The 18,947-nt window shown below is 65.6% G+C and carries 20 protein-coding genes, 1 tRNA gene and 1 pseudogene; 9 read left to right on the forward strand and 13 right to left on the reverse strand.

The features are described from left to right. The 3 genes from EN745_RS12175 to EN745_RS12185 all read left to right on the forward strand — a co-directional run. Positions 1-616 (forward strand): MltA domain-containing protein (locus EN745_RS12175; RefSeq protein WP_189363028.1); only part of this gene is annotated, 616 nt, incomplete at its 5' end. Then, positions 613-1,140, forward strand: coding sequence for a Smr/MutS family protein (locus tag EN745_RS12180; RefSeq protein ID WP_127421350.1), 528 nt, complete (start codon positions 613-615; stop codon positions 1,138-1,140). The genes EN745_RS12175 and EN745_RS12180, both read left to right, overlap by 4 nt. A gap of 24 nt (positions 1,141-1,164) precedes the next feature. Then, positions 1,165-1,533, forward strand: a complete 369-nt coding sequence (locus EN745_RS12185) for a helix-turn-helix transcriptional regulator (RefSeq protein WP_126057313.1) — start codon at positions 1,165-1,167, stop codon at positions 1,531-1,533. An 86-nt stretch (positions 1,534-1,619) separates the two neighbouring features. Here the strand turns inward: EN745_RS12185 and EN745_RS12190 are convergent, their stop codons facing one another. From EN745_RS12190 to EN745_RS12205, 4 genes are all read right to left on the reverse strand, one after another. Next, positions 1,620-1,844 (reverse strand): hypothetical protein, encoded by a 225-nt coding sequence (locus tag EN745_RS12190; protein WP_126057312.1) that lies wholly within the window; start codon positions 1,842-1,844, stop codon positions 1,620-1,622. A gap of 207 nt (positions 1,845-2,051) precedes the next feature. Then, positions 2,052-2,669 (reverse strand): transglutaminase-like cysteine peptidase, encoded by a 618-nt coding sequence (locus EN745_RS12195; protein ID WP_127421351.1) that lies wholly within the window; start codon positions 2,667-2,669, stop codon positions 2,052-2,054. A 182-nt stretch (positions 2,670-2,851) separates the two neighbouring features. Further along, on the reverse strand, positions 2,852-4,129 hold the full coding sequence (locus EN745_RS12200) for a polyhydroxyalkanoate depolymerase (protein ID WP_127421352.1): 1,278 nt from the start codon (positions 4,127-4,129) through the stop codon (positions 2,852-2,854). A 233-nt stretch (positions 4,130-4,362) separates the two neighbouring features. Continuing rightward, positions 4,363-4,722: a septal ring lytic transglycosylase RlpA family protein gene (locus EN745_RS12205; protein ID WP_127421353.1), complete on the reverse strand. Its 360-nt coding sequence runs from the start codon at positions 4,720-4,722 to the stop codon at positions 4,363-4,365. A gap of 309 nt (positions 4,723-5,031) precedes the next feature. Here EN745_RS12205 and EN745_RS12210 point away from each other — a divergent pair, with 309 nt between their 5' ends. From EN745_RS12210 to EN745_RS12230, 4 genes are all read left to right on the forward strand, one after another. Next, entirely contained in the window at positions 5,032-5,217 is a 186-nt protein-coding gene (locus tag EN745_RS12210) for a hypothetical protein (RefSeq protein WP_126057308.1), read from the forward strand. Between the two features lie 215 nt (positions 5,218-5,432). Then, positions 5,433-6,875, forward strand: coding sequence for a pyridoxal-phosphate dependent enzyme (locus EN745_RS12215; RefSeq protein WP_127421354.1), 1,443 nt, complete (start codon positions 5,433-5,435; stop codon positions 6,873-6,875). Further along, a complete protein-coding gene (locus EN745_RS12220; RefSeq protein WP_127421355.1) occupies positions 6,872-8,050 on the forward strand; it encodes a cystathionine gamma-synthase in 1,179 nt (392 codons plus the stop codon). Before EN745_RS12215 ends, EN745_RS12220 begins: the two co-directional genes overlap by 4 nt. A 279-nt stretch (positions 8,051-8,329) precedes the next feature. Further along, positions 8,330-9,571, forward strand: coding sequence for a D-amino acid dehydrogenase (locus EN745_RS12230; protein WP_127421356.1), 1,242 nt, complete (start codon positions 8,330-8,332; stop codon positions 9,569-9,571). Between the two features lie 221 nt (positions 9,572-9,792). On the opposite strand, the gene EN745_RS36955 is transcribed toward EN745_RS12230, so the two are convergent. Next, positions 9,793-10,053, reverse strand: a complete 261-nt coding sequence (locus EN745_RS36955) for a hypothetical protein (protein WP_245487701.1) — start codon at positions 10,051-10,053, stop codon at positions 9,793-9,795. Positions 10,054-10,211: 158 nt separating this feature from the next. Here EN745_RS36955 and EN745_RS36960 point away from each other — a divergent pair, with 158 nt between their 5' ends. Both EN745_RS36960 and EN745_RS36965 read left to right on the forward strand, forming a co-directional pair. Beyond that, complete coding sequence (locus EN745_RS36960; protein ID WP_245487702.1) at positions 10,212-10,415, forward strand: hypothetical protein; 204 nt, start codon at positions 10,212-10,214, stop codon at positions 10,413-10,415. 161 nt (positions 10,416-10,576) lie between these two features. Further along, on the forward strand, positions 10,577-10,759 hold the full coding sequence (locus tag EN745_RS36965) for a hypothetical protein (RefSeq protein ID WP_126057303.1): 183 nt from the start codon (positions 10,577-10,579) through the stop codon (positions 10,757-10,759). Between the two features lie 220 nt (positions 10,760-10,979). Here the strand turns inward: EN745_RS36965 and EN745_RS12245 are convergent, their stop codons facing one another. From EN745_RS12245 to EN745_RS12285, 8 genes and pseudogenes are all read right to left on the reverse strand, one after another. After that, positions 10,980-11,339: a UBP-type zinc finger domain-containing protein gene (locus EN745_RS12245; protein WP_127421358.1), complete on the reverse strand. Its 360-nt coding sequence runs from the start codon at positions 11,337-11,339 to the stop codon at positions 10,980-10,982. Then, a pseudogene (locus EN745_RS12250) lies at positions 11,339-13,030 on the reverse strand (FAD-dependent oxidoreductase). The gene EN745_RS12245 and the pseudogene EN745_RS12250 overlap by 1 nt, the downstream one beginning before the upstream one ends. 88 nt (positions 13,031-13,118) lie before the next feature. Beyond that, positions 13,119-13,838, reverse strand: coding sequence for a hypothetical protein (locus EN745_RS12255; protein ID WP_127421359.1), 720 nt, complete (start codon positions 13,836-13,838; stop codon positions 13,119-13,121). A 124-nt stretch (positions 13,839-13,962) separates the two neighbouring features. After that, a tRNA-Leu gene (locus tag EN745_RS12260) sits at positions 13,963-14,047 on the reverse strand. Between the two features lie 246 nt (positions 14,048-14,293). Beyond that, positions 14,294-14,914 carry a 2,3-bisphosphoglycerate-dependent phosphoglycerate mutase gene (locus EN745_RS12270; RefSeq protein ID WP_126057299.1) on the reverse strand — a complete coding sequence of 207 codons (621 nt, stop codon included), beginning with the start codon at positions 14,912-14,914 and terminating at the stop codon, positions 14,294-14,296. Between the two features lie 39 nt (positions 14,915-14,953). Then, positions 14,954-15,775, reverse strand: a complete 822-nt coding sequence (dapB, locus tag EN745_RS12275) for a 4-hydroxy-tetrahydrodipicolinate reductase (protein WP_126057298.1) — start codon at positions 15,773-15,775, stop codon at positions 14,954-14,956. Beyond that, the gene (locus tag EN745_RS12280) at positions 15,772-17,628 is read right to left on the reverse strand and encodes an ABC transporter ATP-binding protein (RefSeq protein WP_127421360.1); all 1,857 of its coding nucleotides are present in this window, start codon (positions 17,626-17,628) and stop codon (positions 15,772-15,774) included. Before EN745_RS12280 ends, dapB begins: the two co-directional genes overlap by 4 nt. Positions 17,629-17,753: 125 nt before the next feature. Beyond that, a complete protein-coding gene (locus tag EN745_RS12285; protein WP_127421361.1) occupies positions 17,754-18,773 on the reverse strand; it encodes a glucokinase in 1,020 nt (339 codons plus the stop codon). Between the last annotated feature and the right edge of the window lie 174 nt (positions 18,774-18,947).

Below are 18,947 nucleotides of genomic sequence, written 5' to 3' on the forward strand. Positions count from 1 at the left end.
CGCCGGCAAGGGGCTGGAGATCGCCTGGCTCGCCGACAAGGTCGACGCCTTCTTCATCCATGTCCAGGGCGCGGCGCGGCTGAAGATGACCGACGGTCGGCTCTGCCGCGTTACCTATGCCGCCAAGTCCGGCCAGCGCTTCACCGGGCCCGGCAAGGTCCTGAGCGAGTTGGGCGAAATCCCGCTGGCCAAGGTGACGATGCAGTCGATCCGGGCCTGGTTCAGGGCGCACCCGGATCGCGTCGACGAGATCCTCTGGCAGAACCGCTCCTATATCTTCTTCCGCGAGGCGGCGGTCGACGATGCGGCGCTCGGCCCGATCGCCGCCGCCAAGGTGCCGCTGACGCCAGGCCGTTCGGTTGCCGTCGACCGGCTGCTGCACACATTCGGCACGCCCTTTTATATCGACGCGCCGACGCTCGCCGCTTTCGGCGACGGGCCGTTCCGGCGGCTGATGATCGCGCAGGACACCGGCTCGGCCATCACCGGCCCGGCGCGGGGTGACCTCTTTGCGGGCAGCGGCGCCGCCGCCGGCGAGATCGCCGGCGTCGTCCGCAACGCCGCCGATTTTTATGCGCTGATCCCGCGCCAGCTCGTTTCGAGGCCATTGCCATGACCCGCCGCATCGACCGGCTGAGCGAGGACGACCGCGTCCTGTGGAACCTGGTGGCGCGCACGGCCAAGCCGCTCAAGGGCAAGGCCGCCGTCGACGTCCCCGATTTCAGCGTCGAGCCGAAACCAGCGCCGGCGCCTATCCCCGTCAACGGCGCTCCACCCGTCGCGGCAAAGCCCAGGACGCAGCATGTCTCGCATGCGCTGGACGACCAGACCCTGAACAAGCTGTCGAAGGGCCGCTTGCCGATCGAAGGCCGCGTCGACCTGCACGGCATGACCCAGGACAAGGCCTATTCGCTGCTGTTTTCATTCCTGCACCGGGCGCATGCCGGCGGCATCCGCTATGTGCTGGTCATCACCGGCAAGGGCTCCTCGTCCGGCGGCGACGGCGTCTTGCGGCGTTCGGTTCCCGCCTGGCTGTCGACGCCCGCCTTCCGGCCGCTGGTCTCCAGCCACGACCATGCCGCGCGCAACCATGGCGGTTCCGGCGCGCTCTATGTCCGCTTGCGCCGGACCCGCACATGAAGACACGCGCATGAGAGCGCTGGCATGACCCCGTTCGGCGAGAAGCTGCGCGCGCTGCGCGCCGAGCGCGGCCTCAGCCAGAAGGCGATGGCCGAGGCGATCGGCGTCAGCGCCGCCTACCTGTCGGCGCTTGAACATGGCCGCCGCGGCGCGCCGACCTGGACGCTGATCCAGAAGATCATCGGCTATTTCAACGTCATCTGGGACGATGCCGAGGAACTCGCGCGCCTCGCCGAAGCCTCGCACCCGCGGGTCCGGATCGACACGTCTGGCCTGACGCCCGCCGCCACCGAGCTCGCCAATCTCCTGGCCGAAAACATCGAGAAACTGGATGAGGCCGAGCTTCGCCGGATCACGGCGTCGGTCCGCGCGGCACTGGGGCGGCGGACGTGATGCGCGGCGCGAGTTGCTCCGGCGCCGGCGTCCGCTTCACATGAGGCGATGCCCGCTGGCCGGTAGCCAGCGGGCATGCTGCGAGATCACTTCGCGCCGGTCTGCCCACCGCGACCGCCATGGTTGCCATGGTCGCCATGCTCGTGTCCGCCGCCCAGGCAGCTCGAGTCGCTGGTACCGCAACAACGGCCGCTCCACAGGTCGTTGGTCTTGGTTTCGGCGCAGCTGACGGTCTGGTCCGCCAGCGCGGATCCGGCCATGGACGTCACCGCGACAGCGGCGAGCAGGGCATTTCGCAAAAAGGCAGTCATTTGAAGTCTCCAGGGTTGGTTTCCGTACGCGGCTGTGTCGCCGGCAGCGACGGTTTGGTTCATGGAGACTGTGAAAAATTCTGGGAGGGTGGCGCGGGACGCGGCCAGCAAGTCTCATTTAACGTTGGCGCCGCCAACCTATGATGTAAAAGCAGCCAAGGGCGGGACCAGCCGCCTCAACGCTTGGAATGCAGACTCAATCGTCGGTTACTGCACCGCGCCGACCAGCACCTGCTGGCCGCCACGGATCGACACCCAGCGCCCGGTGTTGTCGATCGCCTGGCGCTTGAGGAAGCGGTAGCCGGTCTCGTCCCAGGCCTTGACCTTGTCGTTCAGATTGTCGAGCACATAGTCGCCCCTGTCGGTGCGCACGGTCAGCACCGCGTGGCCTTCACCATCGGGTTTGCGCACGACGGTGATCAGCAGATCGGCGAGCGACACACCCATGCGGTAGAGCTGGCGGCGCTTTTCCAGCACATAGTCCTCGCAGTCGCCGACGCCCTTGTCGGGATAGGCCCAGACTTCGTCCTTGCCGTAGATGTCGTAGTCGCTCATCGGCTTGACGGCGGCGTTGACCCGGGCGGTGATGCTGGCGAGCTTGCGCAGGAACGCATCGGTCATCTTGGCCGGCGCCAGATTGGCCGGCCGGATCGAGCATTCGCCGGGATTTGCCTTGCAGAAATCGTAGTGTCCGATCGGCTGAGAGGTTAGGCCGCCGGTCACCATCGCTCCCGCGGCGACTGCGGGCGCCGCCCACAATCCCGAAATCGCCAGCCCTGCGACCGCACACAAGCGCAGCGTCCGTGCCATCGGTGAGGAAATCATTGTCCCCGTTCGCCCTTGTTGTTAACGAAACGTTAAGGGCGATTTACAGTCCGTGTCAATTACGAGTCTGGCCTGATTGGCGGCATGGTTACTTCCGCGATCCTGACAGCGGCACTTGTGCAACAGGACGATCCGGGCGCGCTGAAGGCTGCCGTGACGGCGTCCCGAACTCCCCGCCTCGCTCAGCCCTTGGCCGAGCGCACAAGTCTTGGCTTCGCAGCAACGCGCGTCTGGCGGCCGTAGCTGGTGATGAAGTCGACGATGCGCGGCACGATCTCGGAGCGGAAGCGCGAGCCGTTGAAGACGCCGTAGTGGCCAACCGCCGGCTGCATGTAGTGGGCCTGCCGGTCGGCCGGGATGTTGACGCACAGATCGTGCGCGGCCTGGGTCTGGCCGAGGCCGGAAATGTCGTCGTTCTCGCCCTCGACCGTGAACAGGGCGACGTTGCGGATCGCCGAGGTGTCGACCGGATTGCCGCGATGCATCATCTCGCCCTTCGGCAAGGCATGGCGCACGAACACGGTGTCGACCGTCTGCAGGTAGAATTCGGCCGTCAGGTCCATCACCGCCAGATATTCGTCGTAGAAGTCGCGGTGCTTCTCGGCATTGTCGCCGTCATGCTTCACCAGGTGCATGAAGAAGTCCTTGTGAGCGATGATGTGGCGGTCGAGATTCATGCTCATGAAGCCCGAAAGCTGCAGGAAGCCGGGATAGACCTCGCGGCCGAAGCCGGGCACTGGCCACGGCGCCTGCATAATGACGTTGTCGCGGAACCAGCCGCTGCCCTTTTCCTCGGCGAGCAAATTGACCGCCGTCGGATTGCGGCGGGTGTCGATCGGCCCGCCCATCAGCGTCATCGTCGAGGGCACGAAGGGGTCGCCGCGCTTTTCCATCAGCGCCACCGCCGCCAGCACCGGCACCGAGGGCTGGCACACCGCCATCACATGGGTGTCGGGACCGAGCGCATGGAACATCTCGATGATGTAGTCGATATAGTCGTCGAGATCGAAGCTGCCGTCGGCAAGCGGCACCATGCGGGCATCGACCCAGTCGGTGATGTGCACGTCGGCATAAGGCAGCATCGCTTCCACCGTGCCGCGCAGCAGCGTCGCGTAGTGTCCCGACATCGGCGCCACGATAAGCAGCTTCGGATCGGGCTTGCGGCCGGCGGGAACGGCCCGCTCGAAACGGATCAGGTTGCAGAACGGCTTTGACCACACGGTCTTTTCGCTGACGTCGACGCTCTTCCAGTCGACCACGGTCTTGTCGAGGCCGAATTGCGGCTTGCCGTAGCGGCGCGTGGTGCGCTCGAACAGTTCGGCGGTTGCCGCCACCGAGCGGCCCCAAGGCGTGTGCGCGATCGGATTGAGCGGGTTGGTGTAGAACATCCGCACCGCGTCGGCATAGACGCGGGCTGGCTGCAGCGCGGCGTGGTTCAATTCGTAGAGCTGGTAGTACATCAAGGACCCCGCTGCTGCTTGCGACCCAAGAACGCGTGCAGCGCCGAGCCTCAAATGTCTCGCGGCGAGGTTAACAACATATTGTTGCGATGCAATACGTCATGTCGAATGATCAATGCTTCTTTCGACCAAGGCGTTGAGAATCCGCCTTGACGGGCGGCAGCCGGCTCACTGTGCGTTGCCGAAGTGTGTAGGAAACATGTCCGGCCCTCTTGCCGGACATGTCAGACATATCACACGCGCGCCATGCACACGGCGGTGTGGCCCGAGCCGATGAAGCCGAGCTGGTTGGCCGCGCCCTTCGAGAGATCGAGCACGCGCCCCTTGATGAACGGGCCGCGGTCGTTGATGCGAACCACGACGCTGCGACCGTTGTTCTTGTTGGTCACCTTGAGCTTGGTGCCGAAGGGCAAGGTGCGGTGCGCGGCGGTCAGCGCCGACGGGTTCATGCGTTCACCGGAAGCAGTGCGCGAGTGCAGCGCATACCAGGAGGCGCGGCCGCATTGGGCGGCGACGGAGGAGGTGGAGGCGCCGACCATCAGGCCGGCCGCTACCGTTACCGCGACAAGCGCGGTTTGCTTTGTCTTCATCATCTTTGGGGAATGGCTCCGTTTGGACAGACCCCAGCCGTTATGAAGCAATTAAGGCAGGAAATGCGGCCGTCATCTGGCGGTTCCATGGCAATGGCACACGTTTGGAGTCGCCGGGAAACAGTTTGTCATGAGTCTTCCCGCCTTGCGCGGCGTATTCTCGATGATCATTCGCGCCGGTCTTCTGGCCGTGTCTGGCTGGATCGGGCATCAATACGCAAGTACAGAGGGACACGATTGGATCGCTTCCTTCCGCTCTTTCATTGCTGCCGTGACTGAGTTGACGATCGACTTGCGAAGGGAATTCCACCGATGCGATTGATGCGGTTTGTGCTGGCCCTGATCGTGCTGGCGATCGGCCTGCTCTGGTCCCTTCAGGGCCTGGGTCTTGTCCGGGGAAGCTTCATGACCGGCCAGACGCAATGGCTCTATATCGGAATACTGACGATGCTGGTGGGATTGCTCGGGCTCGGCTGGGCGATCCGCTCGCGCATCTGAGCAGCCAGCATGGAACGAGCGCTGGCGATCCTTCTCGCATGAATCTTCGCGACGAGCCGAAGCCCATCCAGGATCCTCGGATCAGGCCCGAGGATGACGAACGCAGCGGGAGGAATTTCATTCCCCGTCTGGCCACTTGATTGGCACGGTCTATCTTCTTTCCGGCTGCGATCGGCTGGAAAAGACGCTAGGTTTTGACCAATGGAGCGCCTGACATGAGCGAGCACAGGAAAGCCGCACCCGCCAGTGCCCCGCCCGAGAGCACCCTCTCCCGCCTGCGTCCGCCCTATGCGTCGGTGCTCGACCTGATCGGCCAGACGCCCATCGTCGAGCTGACCAAGTTCGACACCGGCAAGTGCCGGCTGTTCATCAAGCTCGAAAGCCAGAATCCCGGCGGCTCGATCAAGGACCGCATCGCGCTGTCGATGATCGCCGCCGCCGAGCGGCAGGGCAAGCTCAGGCCCGGCGGCGCAATAGTCGAGGCGACCGCCGGCAATACCGGCCTTGGCCTTGCCCAGGTCGGCATCCCCAAGGGCTACCGCATAATCCTCGTCGTCCCCGACAAGATGTCGCGCGAGAAGATCCAGCATCTGCGCGCGCTCGGCGCCGAGGTGCGCATGACCCGTTCCGATGTCGGCAAGGGTCATCCCGAATATTATCAGGACATGGCCGAGAAGATCGCCGCCGAAACGCCCGGCGCCTTCTATGCCAACCAGTTCGCCAATCCGGCCAACCCGCTGGCGCACGAGACCACCACCGGCCCGGAAATCCTCGCCCAGCTCGACGGCGATGTCGACGCGGCGGTGGTCGGCGTCGGCTCCGGCGGCACGCTGACCGGGCTCGGCCGCTATTTCGCGAAACATTCGCCGAAGACCGAGATGGTGCTGGCCGACCCGGTCGGCTCGGTGCTGGCGCCGCTGATCAAGACCGGCAAGATGGAAGAGGCCGGCAGCTGGACCGTCGAAGGCATCGGCGAGGATTTCGTACCGCCCAATGCCGACCTGTCGCTGGTCAGGAAGGCCTATTCCATCCCCGACAAGCAGAGCATGCTGGCCGTGCGCGATCTCCTGTCCCGCGAGGGCATCCTCGCCGGCTCGTCCTCCGGCACGCTGTTGTCGGCCGCACTGCGCTACTGCCGCGAGCAGACGGTGCCCAAGCGCGTCGTCACCTTCGTCTGCGACAGCGGCAACAAGTACCTGTCGAAGGTCTTCGACGATTTCTGGCTGGCCGAGCAGGGCCTTGCCGAGCAGGAGCAGCATGGCGACTTGCGCGACCTCGTCATGCGCTCGCACCGCACCGGCGACACGGTCTGGGTCGGCCCGGAAGAAAGCCTGCTCAACGCCTACGGCCGCATGCGCCGTTCCGACGTCTCGCAACTGCCGGTGCTCGACAATGGCAAGCTGGTCGGCATCGTCGACGAGGGCGACATCCTGGCCAAGGTCGAGGGCCCCTATGACGGCCGCTGGGACCGTTTCAACGGCCCGGTGCGCACCGCCATGACCTCCAATCTGCACACGCTGCAGGCCAGCCAGACGCTCGATGCGCTGCTGCCTGTCTTCGACCGCAACGAGGTCGCCATCGTCTTCGATGGCGAGGAGTTCATCGGCCTGATAACCCGCATCGACCTGATCAACCATCTGAGGCGCCGCGCAAGATGACCGCACACGCAACACCGGGCAAGAACCGCCTGGCCTTTTCGACCCGCACCATCCATGGCGGCCAGAGCCACGACCCGACGACCGGCGCGGTGATGGTGCCGATCTACGCCACCTCCACCTACGGCCAGCAGTCGCCCGGCGTGCACAAGGGGTTTGAATATGCCCGCAGTCAGAATCCGACGCGCTTCGCCTTCGAGCGCGCGGTGGCCGATCTCGAAAGCGGCACCAGGGCCTTCGCCTTCGCTTCCGGCCTGGCGTCGATCTCGACCGTGCTGGAACTGCTCGACGCCGGCGACCACATCGTCGCCACCGACGACATCTATGGCGGCACCTTCCGGCTGCTGGAACGCGTGCGCAAGCGCTCGGCGAGCCTGCAGGTCTCCTTCGCCGACTTCACCGACCTTGCCGCGGTCGAAGCCGCGATCCGCCCGGAGACAAAGCTGCTCTGGGTCGAGACACCTACCAACCCGCTGCTGCGCATCGTCGACCTCGAAGCGGTCGCCGCGCTGGCGAAGCGCAGGCGCCTGCTCACAGTCGCCGACAACACTTTTTGCAGCCCCTACATCCAGCGGCCGCTGGAGCTCGGCATCGACATCGTCGTGCATTCGACGACGAAATACCTCAACGGCCATTCCGACATGGTCGGCGGCGTCGCGGTGGTCGGCGACGACAAGGATCTCGCCGACCGGCTGAAATTCCTGCAGAACGCCATCGGCGCCATCTCCGGCCCGTTCGACTCCTTTCTGGCGCTGCGTGGCATCAAGACACTGGCGCTTCGGATGGAGCGGCATTCGGCGAACGGCCTGAAGATCGCGCAATGGCTGGAGGCGCGGAAGGATGTCCGTCGCGTCATCTATCCTGGCCTCGCCAGCCATCCGCAGCACGAGATCGCAAAACGCCAGATGCACGCCTTCGGCGGCATGATCTCGGTCGATCTCGACCGCGACCTGGCGGGGACAAAGCGCTTCCTCGAACGCACGCAGCTGTTCACCCTGGCCGAAAGCCTCGGCGGCGTCGAGAGCCTGATCGAGCATCCCGCGCTGATGACGCACGGCTCGATCCCGGCGGAGAAGCGCGGCGCGATCGGGATATCGGATTCGCTGGTCAGGCTCTCGGCCGGGATTGAGGACGGCGATGATTTGATTGCGGATTTGGAGCAGGCGCTGAGGGGGTGAGGGTCTTGGGCGCAATCGTCGTGATCCTTCGCGCCCCCCTCTGTCCTGCCGGACATCTCCCCCACTTGGGGGGAGATTGGCAGTTCCGGCGCTCTGCTCGTCCTGCGACGTTGGCGATTGGCGAAAGGCCAGCGCACATCTGATCTCCCCCCAAGTGGGGGAGATGGCCGGCAGGCCAGAGGGGGGCGCTGTCCCGCCAGCATCTCGACATGCCTGCATTTGCAGACCGCCGCTTACCCTCTAGAGTGTAATACTCGCTTTGCGATCTCCGGAGGCGCCATGCGCGTGATCGTGCTGGGTGGCGGCGTGGTTGGCGTCACCACCGCCTATCAGCTGCAGAAGGACGGGCACGAGGTCGTCATCCTCGAGCGCCAGGCCCAGGTCGCCGCTGAGACCAGCTGGGGCAATGCCGGTATGATCGCGCCCGGCCATTCCTTCGTCTGGTCGTCGCCGAAGGCGCCGATGATCCTGCTGAAATCGCTGGTGCTGAAGGACCAGGCGCTGCGCTTCAGGCTGTCGGCCGATCCCAGGCTTTACACATGGTCGTGGCTATTCCTGATGGAATGCACAGCCGAGAAAGCCAGGCGCAACACGCTGCTCAAGCATCGCCTTGCCGCCTATTCGCAGAGTGTCCTGCACCAGGTCCTCGCCGACGAGGCGATCGACTATGATCGCAACGACCGCGGCATCCTGTATTTCCATCGCAGCCAGCAGGCGCTCGACAAGGGCGTCGAGCACATGAAGCTGCTGGAGTCCGACGGGCAGGAGATCACGCTGCTGGATCGCGAGGGCGTCGTGGCACTCGATCCGTCGCTGGCCTCGGCGCGGGAAAAGATCGCCGGCGGCATCTATTGCCCGACCGACGAGACCGGCGACCCGGCGAAGTTCACCCGGGCACTGGCGGCGAAGATCGCCGGGCGCGGCGGCGAAATCCACACCGGCACCACCATCACCGGCATCGAGACTTCCGGAGGCGGCGTCGCGCAGGTGCAGACCGACAAGGGAAGCTTCAGGGGCGATGCCTATGTGCTGGCGCTCGGCTCCTACAGCCCGCTGATCGCGAAAACCATCGGCATCAGCCTGCCGATCTATCCGATCAAGGGCTATTCGCTGACCATTCCCGTCGGCAACCGGCCGGCACCGCCGACCATCGCGTCCGTCGACGAGCACAATCTGGTCGCCATCTCGCGCTTCGGCGACCGCCTGCGCGTTACCGCCACGGCCGAATTCGCCGGCTACGACACCGGCCACAGACCGGCCGACTTCGCCTTCATGAAAGGCGTGACCGAGGAGCTCTACCCGGAAGGCGCCGATTACGACCGCGCAGAGATGTGGGCGGGCCTCAGGCCGATGACGCCGAACAACCTGCCGGAGTTCGGACAGCAGCGGCTGCGCAACCTCTACCTCAACACCGGGCACGGCCATATCGGCTGGACCATGTCGCACGGCTCGGCCCGCATCACCGCCGACCTGATCGGCGGGCGCCGGCCGGCGATTTCGATGGATGGACTTTTGAACTGAGAGCAGGATCGATCCCGCTCTGACAAGAAAGGGAACGCCATGTCCGCCAACCTTGCCGCCGCGCCCCTCGCCGCTTCGGAACCTGTCGATCTCGGCGTTCTGCCCTCGGAGATCGACGGCGGCCTCGCTTCGCGCGCGGCGATCGGGCTTGCGATCCTCGCCACCGACCAGACGCTGGAGCACGAGTTCCGCGCGCTGGTGCGCATTCCCGGCGTCGCCTTCTACGAGGCGCGTCTCTTCAACGACAACGACATCACGCCGGAAACGCTGCGCGCCATCGGCCCGCGCATCGCGCCGACCGTCGACCTGATCCTGCCCAGCATCCCGCTCGACGTCGTCGGCTTCGGCTGCACCTCGGCGACCATGACGCTGGGCGAGGAAGCCGTGTTCGCCGAGATCCGCAAGGCGCGGCCCGGCGTCGCCTGCACCACGCCGGTCACCGGCGCGCTCGCCGCCTTCAAGGCGCTCGGCGCCAGGGGCATCGGCCTGCTGACGCCTTACGCGCCCGAGATCAACCGGGGCCTGGTCGCCTATTTCACCGGCCGGGGCCTCGACATCGCCGCTGTCGCCACCTTCGACCGGCGCGACGACCGCGAGGCCGCCCGCATCTCTCGCCTCGATCGAGGCGGCGGCCGAGCGCATGGCCGCGGTGCCCGGCGTGGACGCGATCTTCATCTCCTGCACCAGCCTGCGCGTCGCCGAGGCCGTTGCGGCGCTGGAGCAGCGCATCGGCATTCCCGTCACCTCGTCCAACCACGCCATGGCCTGGCACTGCCTGCGGCTTGCCGGCATCGACGACGTGGTGCCGGCCGGAGGCAGGCTGTTTGCCCTGCCGATCAGTTGATCCGGTTGGCCGAGCTGAGCATTGGCGCCAACAGCGTGCAGCGGTCTTGTCGACACGAACTTTCGCGCCGCGGCAGACCGTTCGAAATTCGCGAGTTAACGGATTCGGAAGGGGTTGTTTAACGCTTCGCTACTATCTCCCGCCTCGGGAGGCAGGACAGAGTGAGCGCGATGAACGACGACCCCGAAAAACGCAACGAATGGCGCGCCATTTTCTACGTCCAGGCGCGTGTCGCCATGCTGTTTGTCCCGATCATCGTCAGCCTTCTGATCATCGGCGCGCTCGCCGGCAACAACCGCGATCCCGGCGCCCTCGACCGCACCGTCACCAGTTCGGTGAAGTAGGGCGGTTTCGTCGCGAGATTGTTATTCATCCTTCCAAGGCAGAGGGCGTTCATCGTTTTGCGCAATCTCTCGTTGGGCTTCGGAGGCGCATCAAGCTGGACGTCAAACTGAGCGTAGGCTGCTGGCGTGACCGTGATTAGCGTTCGCTCAATCACCTCTCTCGGCTCGATGCGAGCGACGGACAGGCTCTTGCGGGCTTTGTCTGGAAGCTTGGCCTTCATCACGTCATTAAACCGCCATCGACATGTTCCGCCACCTTGGCCGGCGCAAAAAACTCAACAAACTTCGGGATCGGCCCGTTCTGCGGCGTCGTGCGGTCGCCGAGGTCGATGAACACCTCGTCGACATAGCACCATGCCCAGCCTTCCGGCGGGTCGTAGCCCTCGATGACCGGATGGCTGGTGGCGTGGAAATGCTTGGTGGCGTGGCGGTTGGGCGAGTCGTCGCAGCAGCCGACATGGCCGCAGGTGCGGCAGAGCCTGAGATGCACCCACCACGATCCGCTCTTCAGGCATTCCTCGCAGCCGAGCGCGCTCGGCGTGACGTCCTTGATGTCGCTCGTGTGCCGGCATTCGTCCATTACGATCTCCTCGCCGGTTCGGATTGAACGCCGCCGCCGTTCTGCGCAAGATAGGCATGCAGCGCCGCCACCACCTGGGCGCCCTCGCCGACGGCGGCGGCGACGCGCTTGATCGAGCCGCAGCGAACGTCGCCGATGGCAAACACGCCACTGCGGCTCGTCTCCATCAGGCCATGTCGCGGCGCTACCTCCGCTCCGGTGCGGACAAAACCCTTGGCGTCGAGCGCCACGTTGCATTTCGCCAGCCAGTCCGTGTTGGGGTCGGCGCCGATGAACAGGAAGAGATGGCGGATCGGCCGCGTCGTCTCGGCGCCGGTCGCTCGGTTGCGCCAGCGCACCCGCTCGAGGTTGCTCTGGCGACCTTCCAGCGCAACGATTTCGGTCTCGGGCAGCACTTCGATGTTCGGCTGCGCCTGGATGCGCTCGACCAGATAGCGCGACATGGTCTCGTGGAGGCTGCCGCGGCGCGCCAGCAGCGTCACCTTGCCCACCTGGCTGGCCAGGAAGACCGCCGCCTGGCCGGCCGAATTGCCGGCGCCGACCAGCGCCACCTCCTGATCCCGGCAAAGCCGCGCCTCGATCGGCGACGCCCAATAGTGCACCGACGTGCCCTCGAACTGCGCCAGATTGGCGACATCGAGGCGGCGGTAGCGCGCCCCGCTGGCGATCACCACCGTGCGCGTGTGCACCGTCTCGCCATCGCCGACATCGAGCCTGTAGCCGGACAGGTTGCTGTCGCCGCTGAGCAGCTTTGCCTCGTCGGGGATCACCATTTCGACGCCGAACTTCTGCGCCTGGTTGTAGGCACGCGCCATCAGCGCCATGCCGGTGATGCCGGTCGGGAAGCCGAGATAGTTCTCGATGCGCGCCGACGCCCCCGCCTGCCCGCCGAAGGCGCGGCAGTCGAGCACGATCGTCGACAGCCCTTCGGAGGCTGCGTAGACCGCAGCCGCCAGTCCCGCCGGCTCGGCGCCGACGATCGCCACGTCGTAGACCTTGCTGGCATCGACGGGCCGCAGCAGGCCGACGCAGCGGGCGAGGTCGCTTTCGCCCGGATTGTGCAGCCAGCTTGCCATTGGGACAGAGCACGATCGGCAAATGATGGGGATCGACATGGAAACGCTCGGTCAGCGTCCTGGCGCAGGGATCGGTGTCGGAATCGAGCGCGCGGTGCGGCAGGCCGCTGCGGGTGAGGAAGCCCTGCAGCCTCAGCACGTCGCCATTGCCGGAAGGGCCGATGATGATCGGTCCGCTGATGCCGCTTTCCAGGAGGCCGACGCGGCGCAGGATCAGCGCCCGCATGATCCGCTCGCCGAGGTTGGCCTCCTGCACCATCAGGTCGCGCAGCCGCTGCGAGGGGATGACGAAGGCTTCGACAGGCTCGGTGGCTTCAGCATTGACCAGCGACGGCCGGCTCGAAAGCTGCGCCAGCTCGCCGATGAAGTTGCCGGCGCCGTAGGAGATGATCGCCTCGCGCGGCCCGAGCCCGCCGGCCTGCGTGATCTCGACCTTGCCGGACAGGATGAGGATCAGGCCGGGCGACACCGTGCCCGCGACCACGATAGGCTCGCCGGCGGCATAGGTTCTGGTGGCACGCCAAAGCGGCGCATCCGTTCGATGTCCGCATCGGCCAGGACGGGAAACATCTGGTCGCGACGGGCAGCGATGGTCGGGCTGACGGGAGGAGCCATGGGATCGACCGTAGCGCCGCGGTCGCCGGGTTTGAAGCGGTTTGTTCGGCACCTGGCCGCGAGGGGAGGTTGGTCGCTATGCTTTCATCTATCCGAGCGACGTCGCCAGCTTGCGCAACGCGCCTTGCGGATCGTCCGTGATCACGGAGCCATGCGAGACAAGGATGCGCTTGAGCGCCGGTTGTTCTGACCATCGTCTCAACTGCGCTGCGAGTGCCGCCTTGTCGCCGACCAACGTCAGCTTGACCGGCAAGGGTATATGCGGCTCATCACCGGCAAATCCCATCATTCGCAACGCCCAGCCTGTAAAGCCGGATGCGTCGCGGATGTTGCCGACGAGATCGTTGAGCACGAGCGTCGTGCCGTTTGGTCCGTCAACTTGCAGCGCCGCTTCGCGCTCGCCGGTGCCGGGAACCGTGAGGAGCGTGACGTCGGGATCGCCAAAGTCGCCGCGTGTCCCATCGACATGTACCGCCTTCCCGACGCTGTCGAGCGCGCCCGGCGGTGCAATCACCTGAAGGCCGGGATAGCGGTTCTTCCAGGGCTTTGCATCGAGCCGGTGATGATTATTCGGGACGATCAGGAAGGCCGGCTGGCCGAAGGCCTCGATCGCGTGCATCTGCTCGTCATCAAGCGCGATGGCGCTGAAGATGACGAGCCGTTGATCGCGCAATCGCACCACAGTCATGCGCCGTTTCATGTTGCCGACGGGCATCGGTATGTCGCCGGTCACCGTCAGAATATTGTCGTCGACAGAAGTGAGCCTGCCATGCGGCAGAACCTTCCATTCCTTGAATGGCTTGGGCATCACGGAACCTCGGGTTGACCGGCAAGATAGGAACGGTTCAACTCGAGTCGAGTTGCAGGGCACAAAAAAGCCCGGAAAATCCGGGCTCTTTGCTCATCGCTTCAGATCGTCTGAAACGGGAATTTGGTGCCCAGAAGAGGACTCGAACCTCCACTCCTTGCGGAACACGGACCTGAACCGTGCGCGTCTACCAATTCCGCCATCTGGGCTGGTGCGGGCTCATGTAAGCGGGCGAGCGATGTGTGTCAACGCGCTTTTTTGCCGATATCGGTGCTGCCCCTCATCGCCCTGCCGGGCACTTCTCCCCGTATAGTGACGGGGGGAAGGGGCCGGCCGCATCGTCGGCGCCTTTCTTGTAACGGTGACGATTGACGAAATCGGCGACGACCGCGCCCTCTCCCCGTCACTATACGGGGAGAGGATGAGACTCGCTCCCGTCGCCGTTGGAAGAAAGGTCAGCCTTCCAGCACTTCCTTCGACGCCACCGTCGAATCGGCGTTGAGCGTGTAGATCACCGGCACGCCGGTGCCGAGCTCGAGCTTGACGATCTCCTCGCCGCTCTTGCCGTCCAGCGCCATGATCAGCGCGCGCAGCGAATTGCCGTGCGCGGCCACCAGCACTGTTTCGCCGCGCAGCACATGCGGCTGCAGGTCGTGCAGATAATAGGGCCAGACGCGCGCGCCGGTGTCCTTGAGGCTTTCGCCGCCGGGCGGCGACACATCGTAGGAGCGGCGCCAGATATGCACCTGCTCCTCGCCCCATTTCTTGCGCGCGTCGTCCTTGTTGAGACCGGAGAGGTCGCCATAGTCGCGCTCGTTCAGCGCCTGGTCGCGGATGGTCTCCAACTCGCTCTGGCCGACGGCGTCGAGGATGTGCTGGCAGGTCTTCTGCGCCCGGATCAGCGCCGAGGTGAAGGCGATGTCGAATTTCAGACCGCGCGCCTTGAGCTTCTGGCCGGCGGCCTTGGCCTCGGCATGGCCCTGCTCGGTGAGGTCGACGTCGCGCCAGCCGGTGAACAGGTTCTTCAGGTTCCATTCGCTCTGGCCGTGGCGCACGAGCACGAGGGTTCTCGACATGTTTGCTCCTTCGAAGGACAAAATATTGCAGAGGCCGCTTCAGCTCAGGCCGAGCACGTCCCGCATTGAGTAGAGACCAGGCTTCCTCGCCCGGGCCCAGAGTGCTGCTTTTACGGCGCCGCGCGCGAAGATCGCCCGGTCCTCGGCATGGTGGGATAACGTGATGCGCTCGCCCGTGCCGGCCAGGATCACGCTGTGATCGCCGACCACCGAGCCGCCGCGCAGCGCGGCGAAGCCGATCGTGCCCGGCTTGCGCACGCCGGTATGGCCGTCGCGCACGCGCACATCGTTGCCGGTGAGCGGGATGTCGCGGCCGGCCGCCGCCGCTTCACCGAGCAGAAGCGCCGTTCCCGACGGCGCGTCGACTTTGTGGCGGTGGTGCATTTCCAGGATCTCGATGTCGAAATCGTCGGCGTCGAGCGCCCGCGCCGCCTGCTCAACCAGCACCGCCAGCAGATTGACGCCGAGGCTCATATTGCCTGACTTGACGATCGTCGCATGTCGCGCCGCCGCCGCGATTTTCGCATTGTCGTCCGCCGAGCAGCCGGTGGTGCCGATGACATGGACGATGCGCGCCTGCGCCGCGTAGCCGGCGAATTCGACGGTCGCGGCGGGCGCGGTGAAATCGAGCACGCCGTCGGCCTTGGCGAAGGCCGGCAACGGATCGTCCGATATCGGCACGTTGATGATACCGATGCCGGCAAGCTCGCCGGCATCCTTGCCGAGATAGGGCGAGCCTGGCCGCTCGACCGCGCCGGCGACGCGCGCCCCCGGCATCGTGTGAATGGCGCGGATCAGCGTCTGGCCCATGCGGCCTGCCGCGCCCACCACCACCAGGCCCATATCCCCCGTTTCGCTCATGCCTGTCTCCCCACCACCTTCTTCGCGCGGCTGCGCTGGACTGGAGTTTGGATTGGCTTGGCGTCGTCGACAAGCCCCAGCCCTTTCTTGCCCTGCACCCGGTGGAAGCGGGCATAGACGCTGTGCGGGTCGGCCATCAGCGAGGCATGCGTGCCTTCCTCTACCAGCCGGCCCTCCTCCAGCACGATGATGTGGTCGGCATTGACCACCGTCGACAGCCGGTGCGCGATGACGATCGTCGTGCACCCTTCCATGACATGGGTCAGCGCCTCCTGGACGCGCGCTTCGGCCTCATTGTCGAGCGCCGAGGTCGCCTCGTCGAGCAGCAGGATCGGCGCCTGGCGCACGATGGCGCGGGCGATCGAGACGCGCTGGCGCTGGCCGCCCGACAGCGTCACGCCGTTCTCGCCGACTGGCGTGTCATAGCCTTGCGGCTGCTGGCGGATGAAGTCATCCGCCGCCGCCTGCTTTGCCGCCCATTCGATCTCGGCGTCGCTGGCTGAAAGCCGTCCATAGCGGATGTTGTCGCGGATCGTGCCCTCGAACAGGTAGGGCGCCTGCGAGACATAGGCGATCGATTGGCGCAGCGACTGCTTGGTCACCTTCGAAATGTCCTGGCCATCGACCTCGATGCTGCCGGCCTCGACATCGTAGAAGCGCTGCAGCAGCGCCACCAGCGTCGATTTGCCGGCGCCGGATGCGCCGACGATGGCCGTCACCTTGCCGGCGGCGGCGGTAAAGCTCAATTCCTTAAGCACCGGCGCGTCGGCGGCATAGCGGAACGAGACATTGTGGAAACGCACCTCGCCGCTGGTGATCCTCACTTCGACCGCGCCCGGCGCGTCGCCCTGCTGTGGCTGCTGGTCGAGCAGCTCGTAGATCATGCGCGCGTTGACCAGCGACCGCTCCATGCCAACCTGCATGCGCGCCAGGCGGCGAGCCGGATCATAGGCCAGGATCAGCGCCGTGATGAAGGAAAAGACCGCGCCCGGTGGCTGTCCGAGCACCAGCGCCCGGTAGCCGGAATAGGCGATGACGCCGGTGACGGCGAGGCCGGCCAACATGTCGGAAATCGGCGTCAGCCGCTCCGAGACGCGGGCGATCTTGTTGCCCCGCTGCTCGGCACTCTCGGCGAGCTTGCCGATGCGGCGCGCCAGTTCCCCCTCCATGGTGAACGCCTTGACGATGGCTATGCCTTGCGTCGCCTCCTGCATGGCGCCGATCAGCCGCGAGTTGATCTGCACGGATTCGCGCGCGATGCGGCGCACGCGGCGCATCAGATAGACGACGGTGTAGATCAGCGGCGGTCCGATCAGCAGCGACGAGAGCGATAGCAGCGGATCCTGGTAGATCATGACGGCGATGAGGCCGACCAGCGTCACCCCGTCGCGCGCGATCGAGGTCAGCGTCATCGACAGCAGGTCGCGGATGCCGTTGATATTCTCGTTGACCTGCGCAGCGAGCTGGCCCGAACGCGTGTCGTTGAAGAAACCGACGCCAAGCTTCATCAGATGGTCGAAGACGCGCTTCTGGTAGCGCGCCACCAGATTGTTGCCGATCCGGGCCAGCGTCACCGCCTGGCCATAGGTGGCGAGCCCGCGCAGCATGAAGGAGCCCATGATCCCGGCGCAGATCAGCACGATCAGATCGCTGCGCCGCTCATAGAAGATCTGGTTGACGACCGGGCTCATCACCCAGGCGGTGAAGGCCGTCGTTGCCGATACTGTCAGCAGGCAGAGAGTGGCGAAGATATAGGCCGAGCGGTATTCACGGCCGTTTTCGGCAATGATGCGGCGCAGCACCGCCCAGGTCTCGCCGGGCCGGGCCGTCGCTTGGTGTTGAAGCTGGTTCAAATCGAGGGTCGTTCCGTGGTTCCGCCTGGAAATTCGGCACCCCTCTTAGCGTTCCCGTCGCGGCTTGCCTATGGCGAAACTTCGTCGCGGCGCGATTCGCGATCCGACAACTAGGGCGCGAAGCGCTACAGCCGCCAGCGCCGCCCCGCCGTCTGCACGCCGAACAGCGAGGGGTTCCTGGCATAGGCAGCGAGGCCGAGCAGCGCCGCCAGCGGGTGGGTGATGACATAGACGGGCATCGCCCGCATCAGCGCGCTGTGTGGCGCCTTGTCTTCGAAGGCCGAGCGGAAATTGCCCGCTTTCAGCGCCGGCACGATCTTCTGCGCGATGCCGCCGGTGAGGAAGACGCCGCCGCGGCTCATGAACACCAGCGCGAGGTCGCCGGCGGTGCGGCCGAGGCAGGTGACGAACATCGACAGCGCTTCCTCCGCCACTGGGTCGGACTTCGCCAGCGCCGCGCCGGTGATCTCGGCCGGCGCGCTGAAGGGCGCCGGCTTGCCGTCGGCCTTGGCCACCGCGCGGTAGACATTGACCAGGCCGCGTCCGCACAGGATCTGTTCGCCGGAAACGCGACCCTCGAGCCGCTCTATATGCTGGAAAACCTGGAAATCGCGCGGCGAGCGCGGGCCGATATCCATGTGCCCGCCTTCGCCCGGCACCGGTATCCAGTGGTTGAGTGCATAGATCAGCCCGGCGACGCCGAGCCCGGTGCCGGGCCCGAGCACGACGCGGCTGGCGTTCGGCTCCGGCGCGCCGCCGCCGATCTTCTCCATATGCTCCTCGCCGAGCGCGACGACGGCCAGCGCCTGCGCCTCGAAGTCGTTGAGCACGACGACCTCGCTCAAGCCCAGATTGGCGAACATCTGCTTCGGTTTCACCACCCAGGGGCAATTGGTGAGTGGGATCTCGTCGCCGTCGACCGGCCCGGCGATCGCCAGCACGGCCGAATTCGGCCGCACCGAGGAGCGGTCGAGCACCGCCGCCTGGATCGCCTCGTCGATGGTGTTGAAGCTGGCCGTCTGGACGATCTGCGGCTCGGTTGGCTCCGAATTGGCGTCGAGCACGATCGAGAAGCGCGCATTGGTGCCGCCGATGTCGCCGATCAGGACCGGAAACCGCAGCGTTGTCTCGTCTTCACCTGCCATGCTGTTGTTCGTCCCCGTTCCGGCAGTCTGCCGTTTGTCTCTTCGTTGAACTAGCGCATGGGCTTGCAAAGGGAAAGCCGCTTCGCGTCAGCTTGAATTTCGTCCTTTTCAGCGTTGGCGCTGCCCCTCACCTGCCTGCGGGCACCTCTCCCCGTATAGTGACGGGGAGAGGGA

This window comes from Mesorhizobium sp. M4A.F.Ca.ET.022.05.2.1 (assembly GCF_003998845.1).
In the GTDB taxonomy this organism is placed as follows: domain Bacteria; phylum Pseudomonadota; class Alphaproteobacteria; order Rhizobiales; family Rhizobiaceae; genus Mesorhizobium.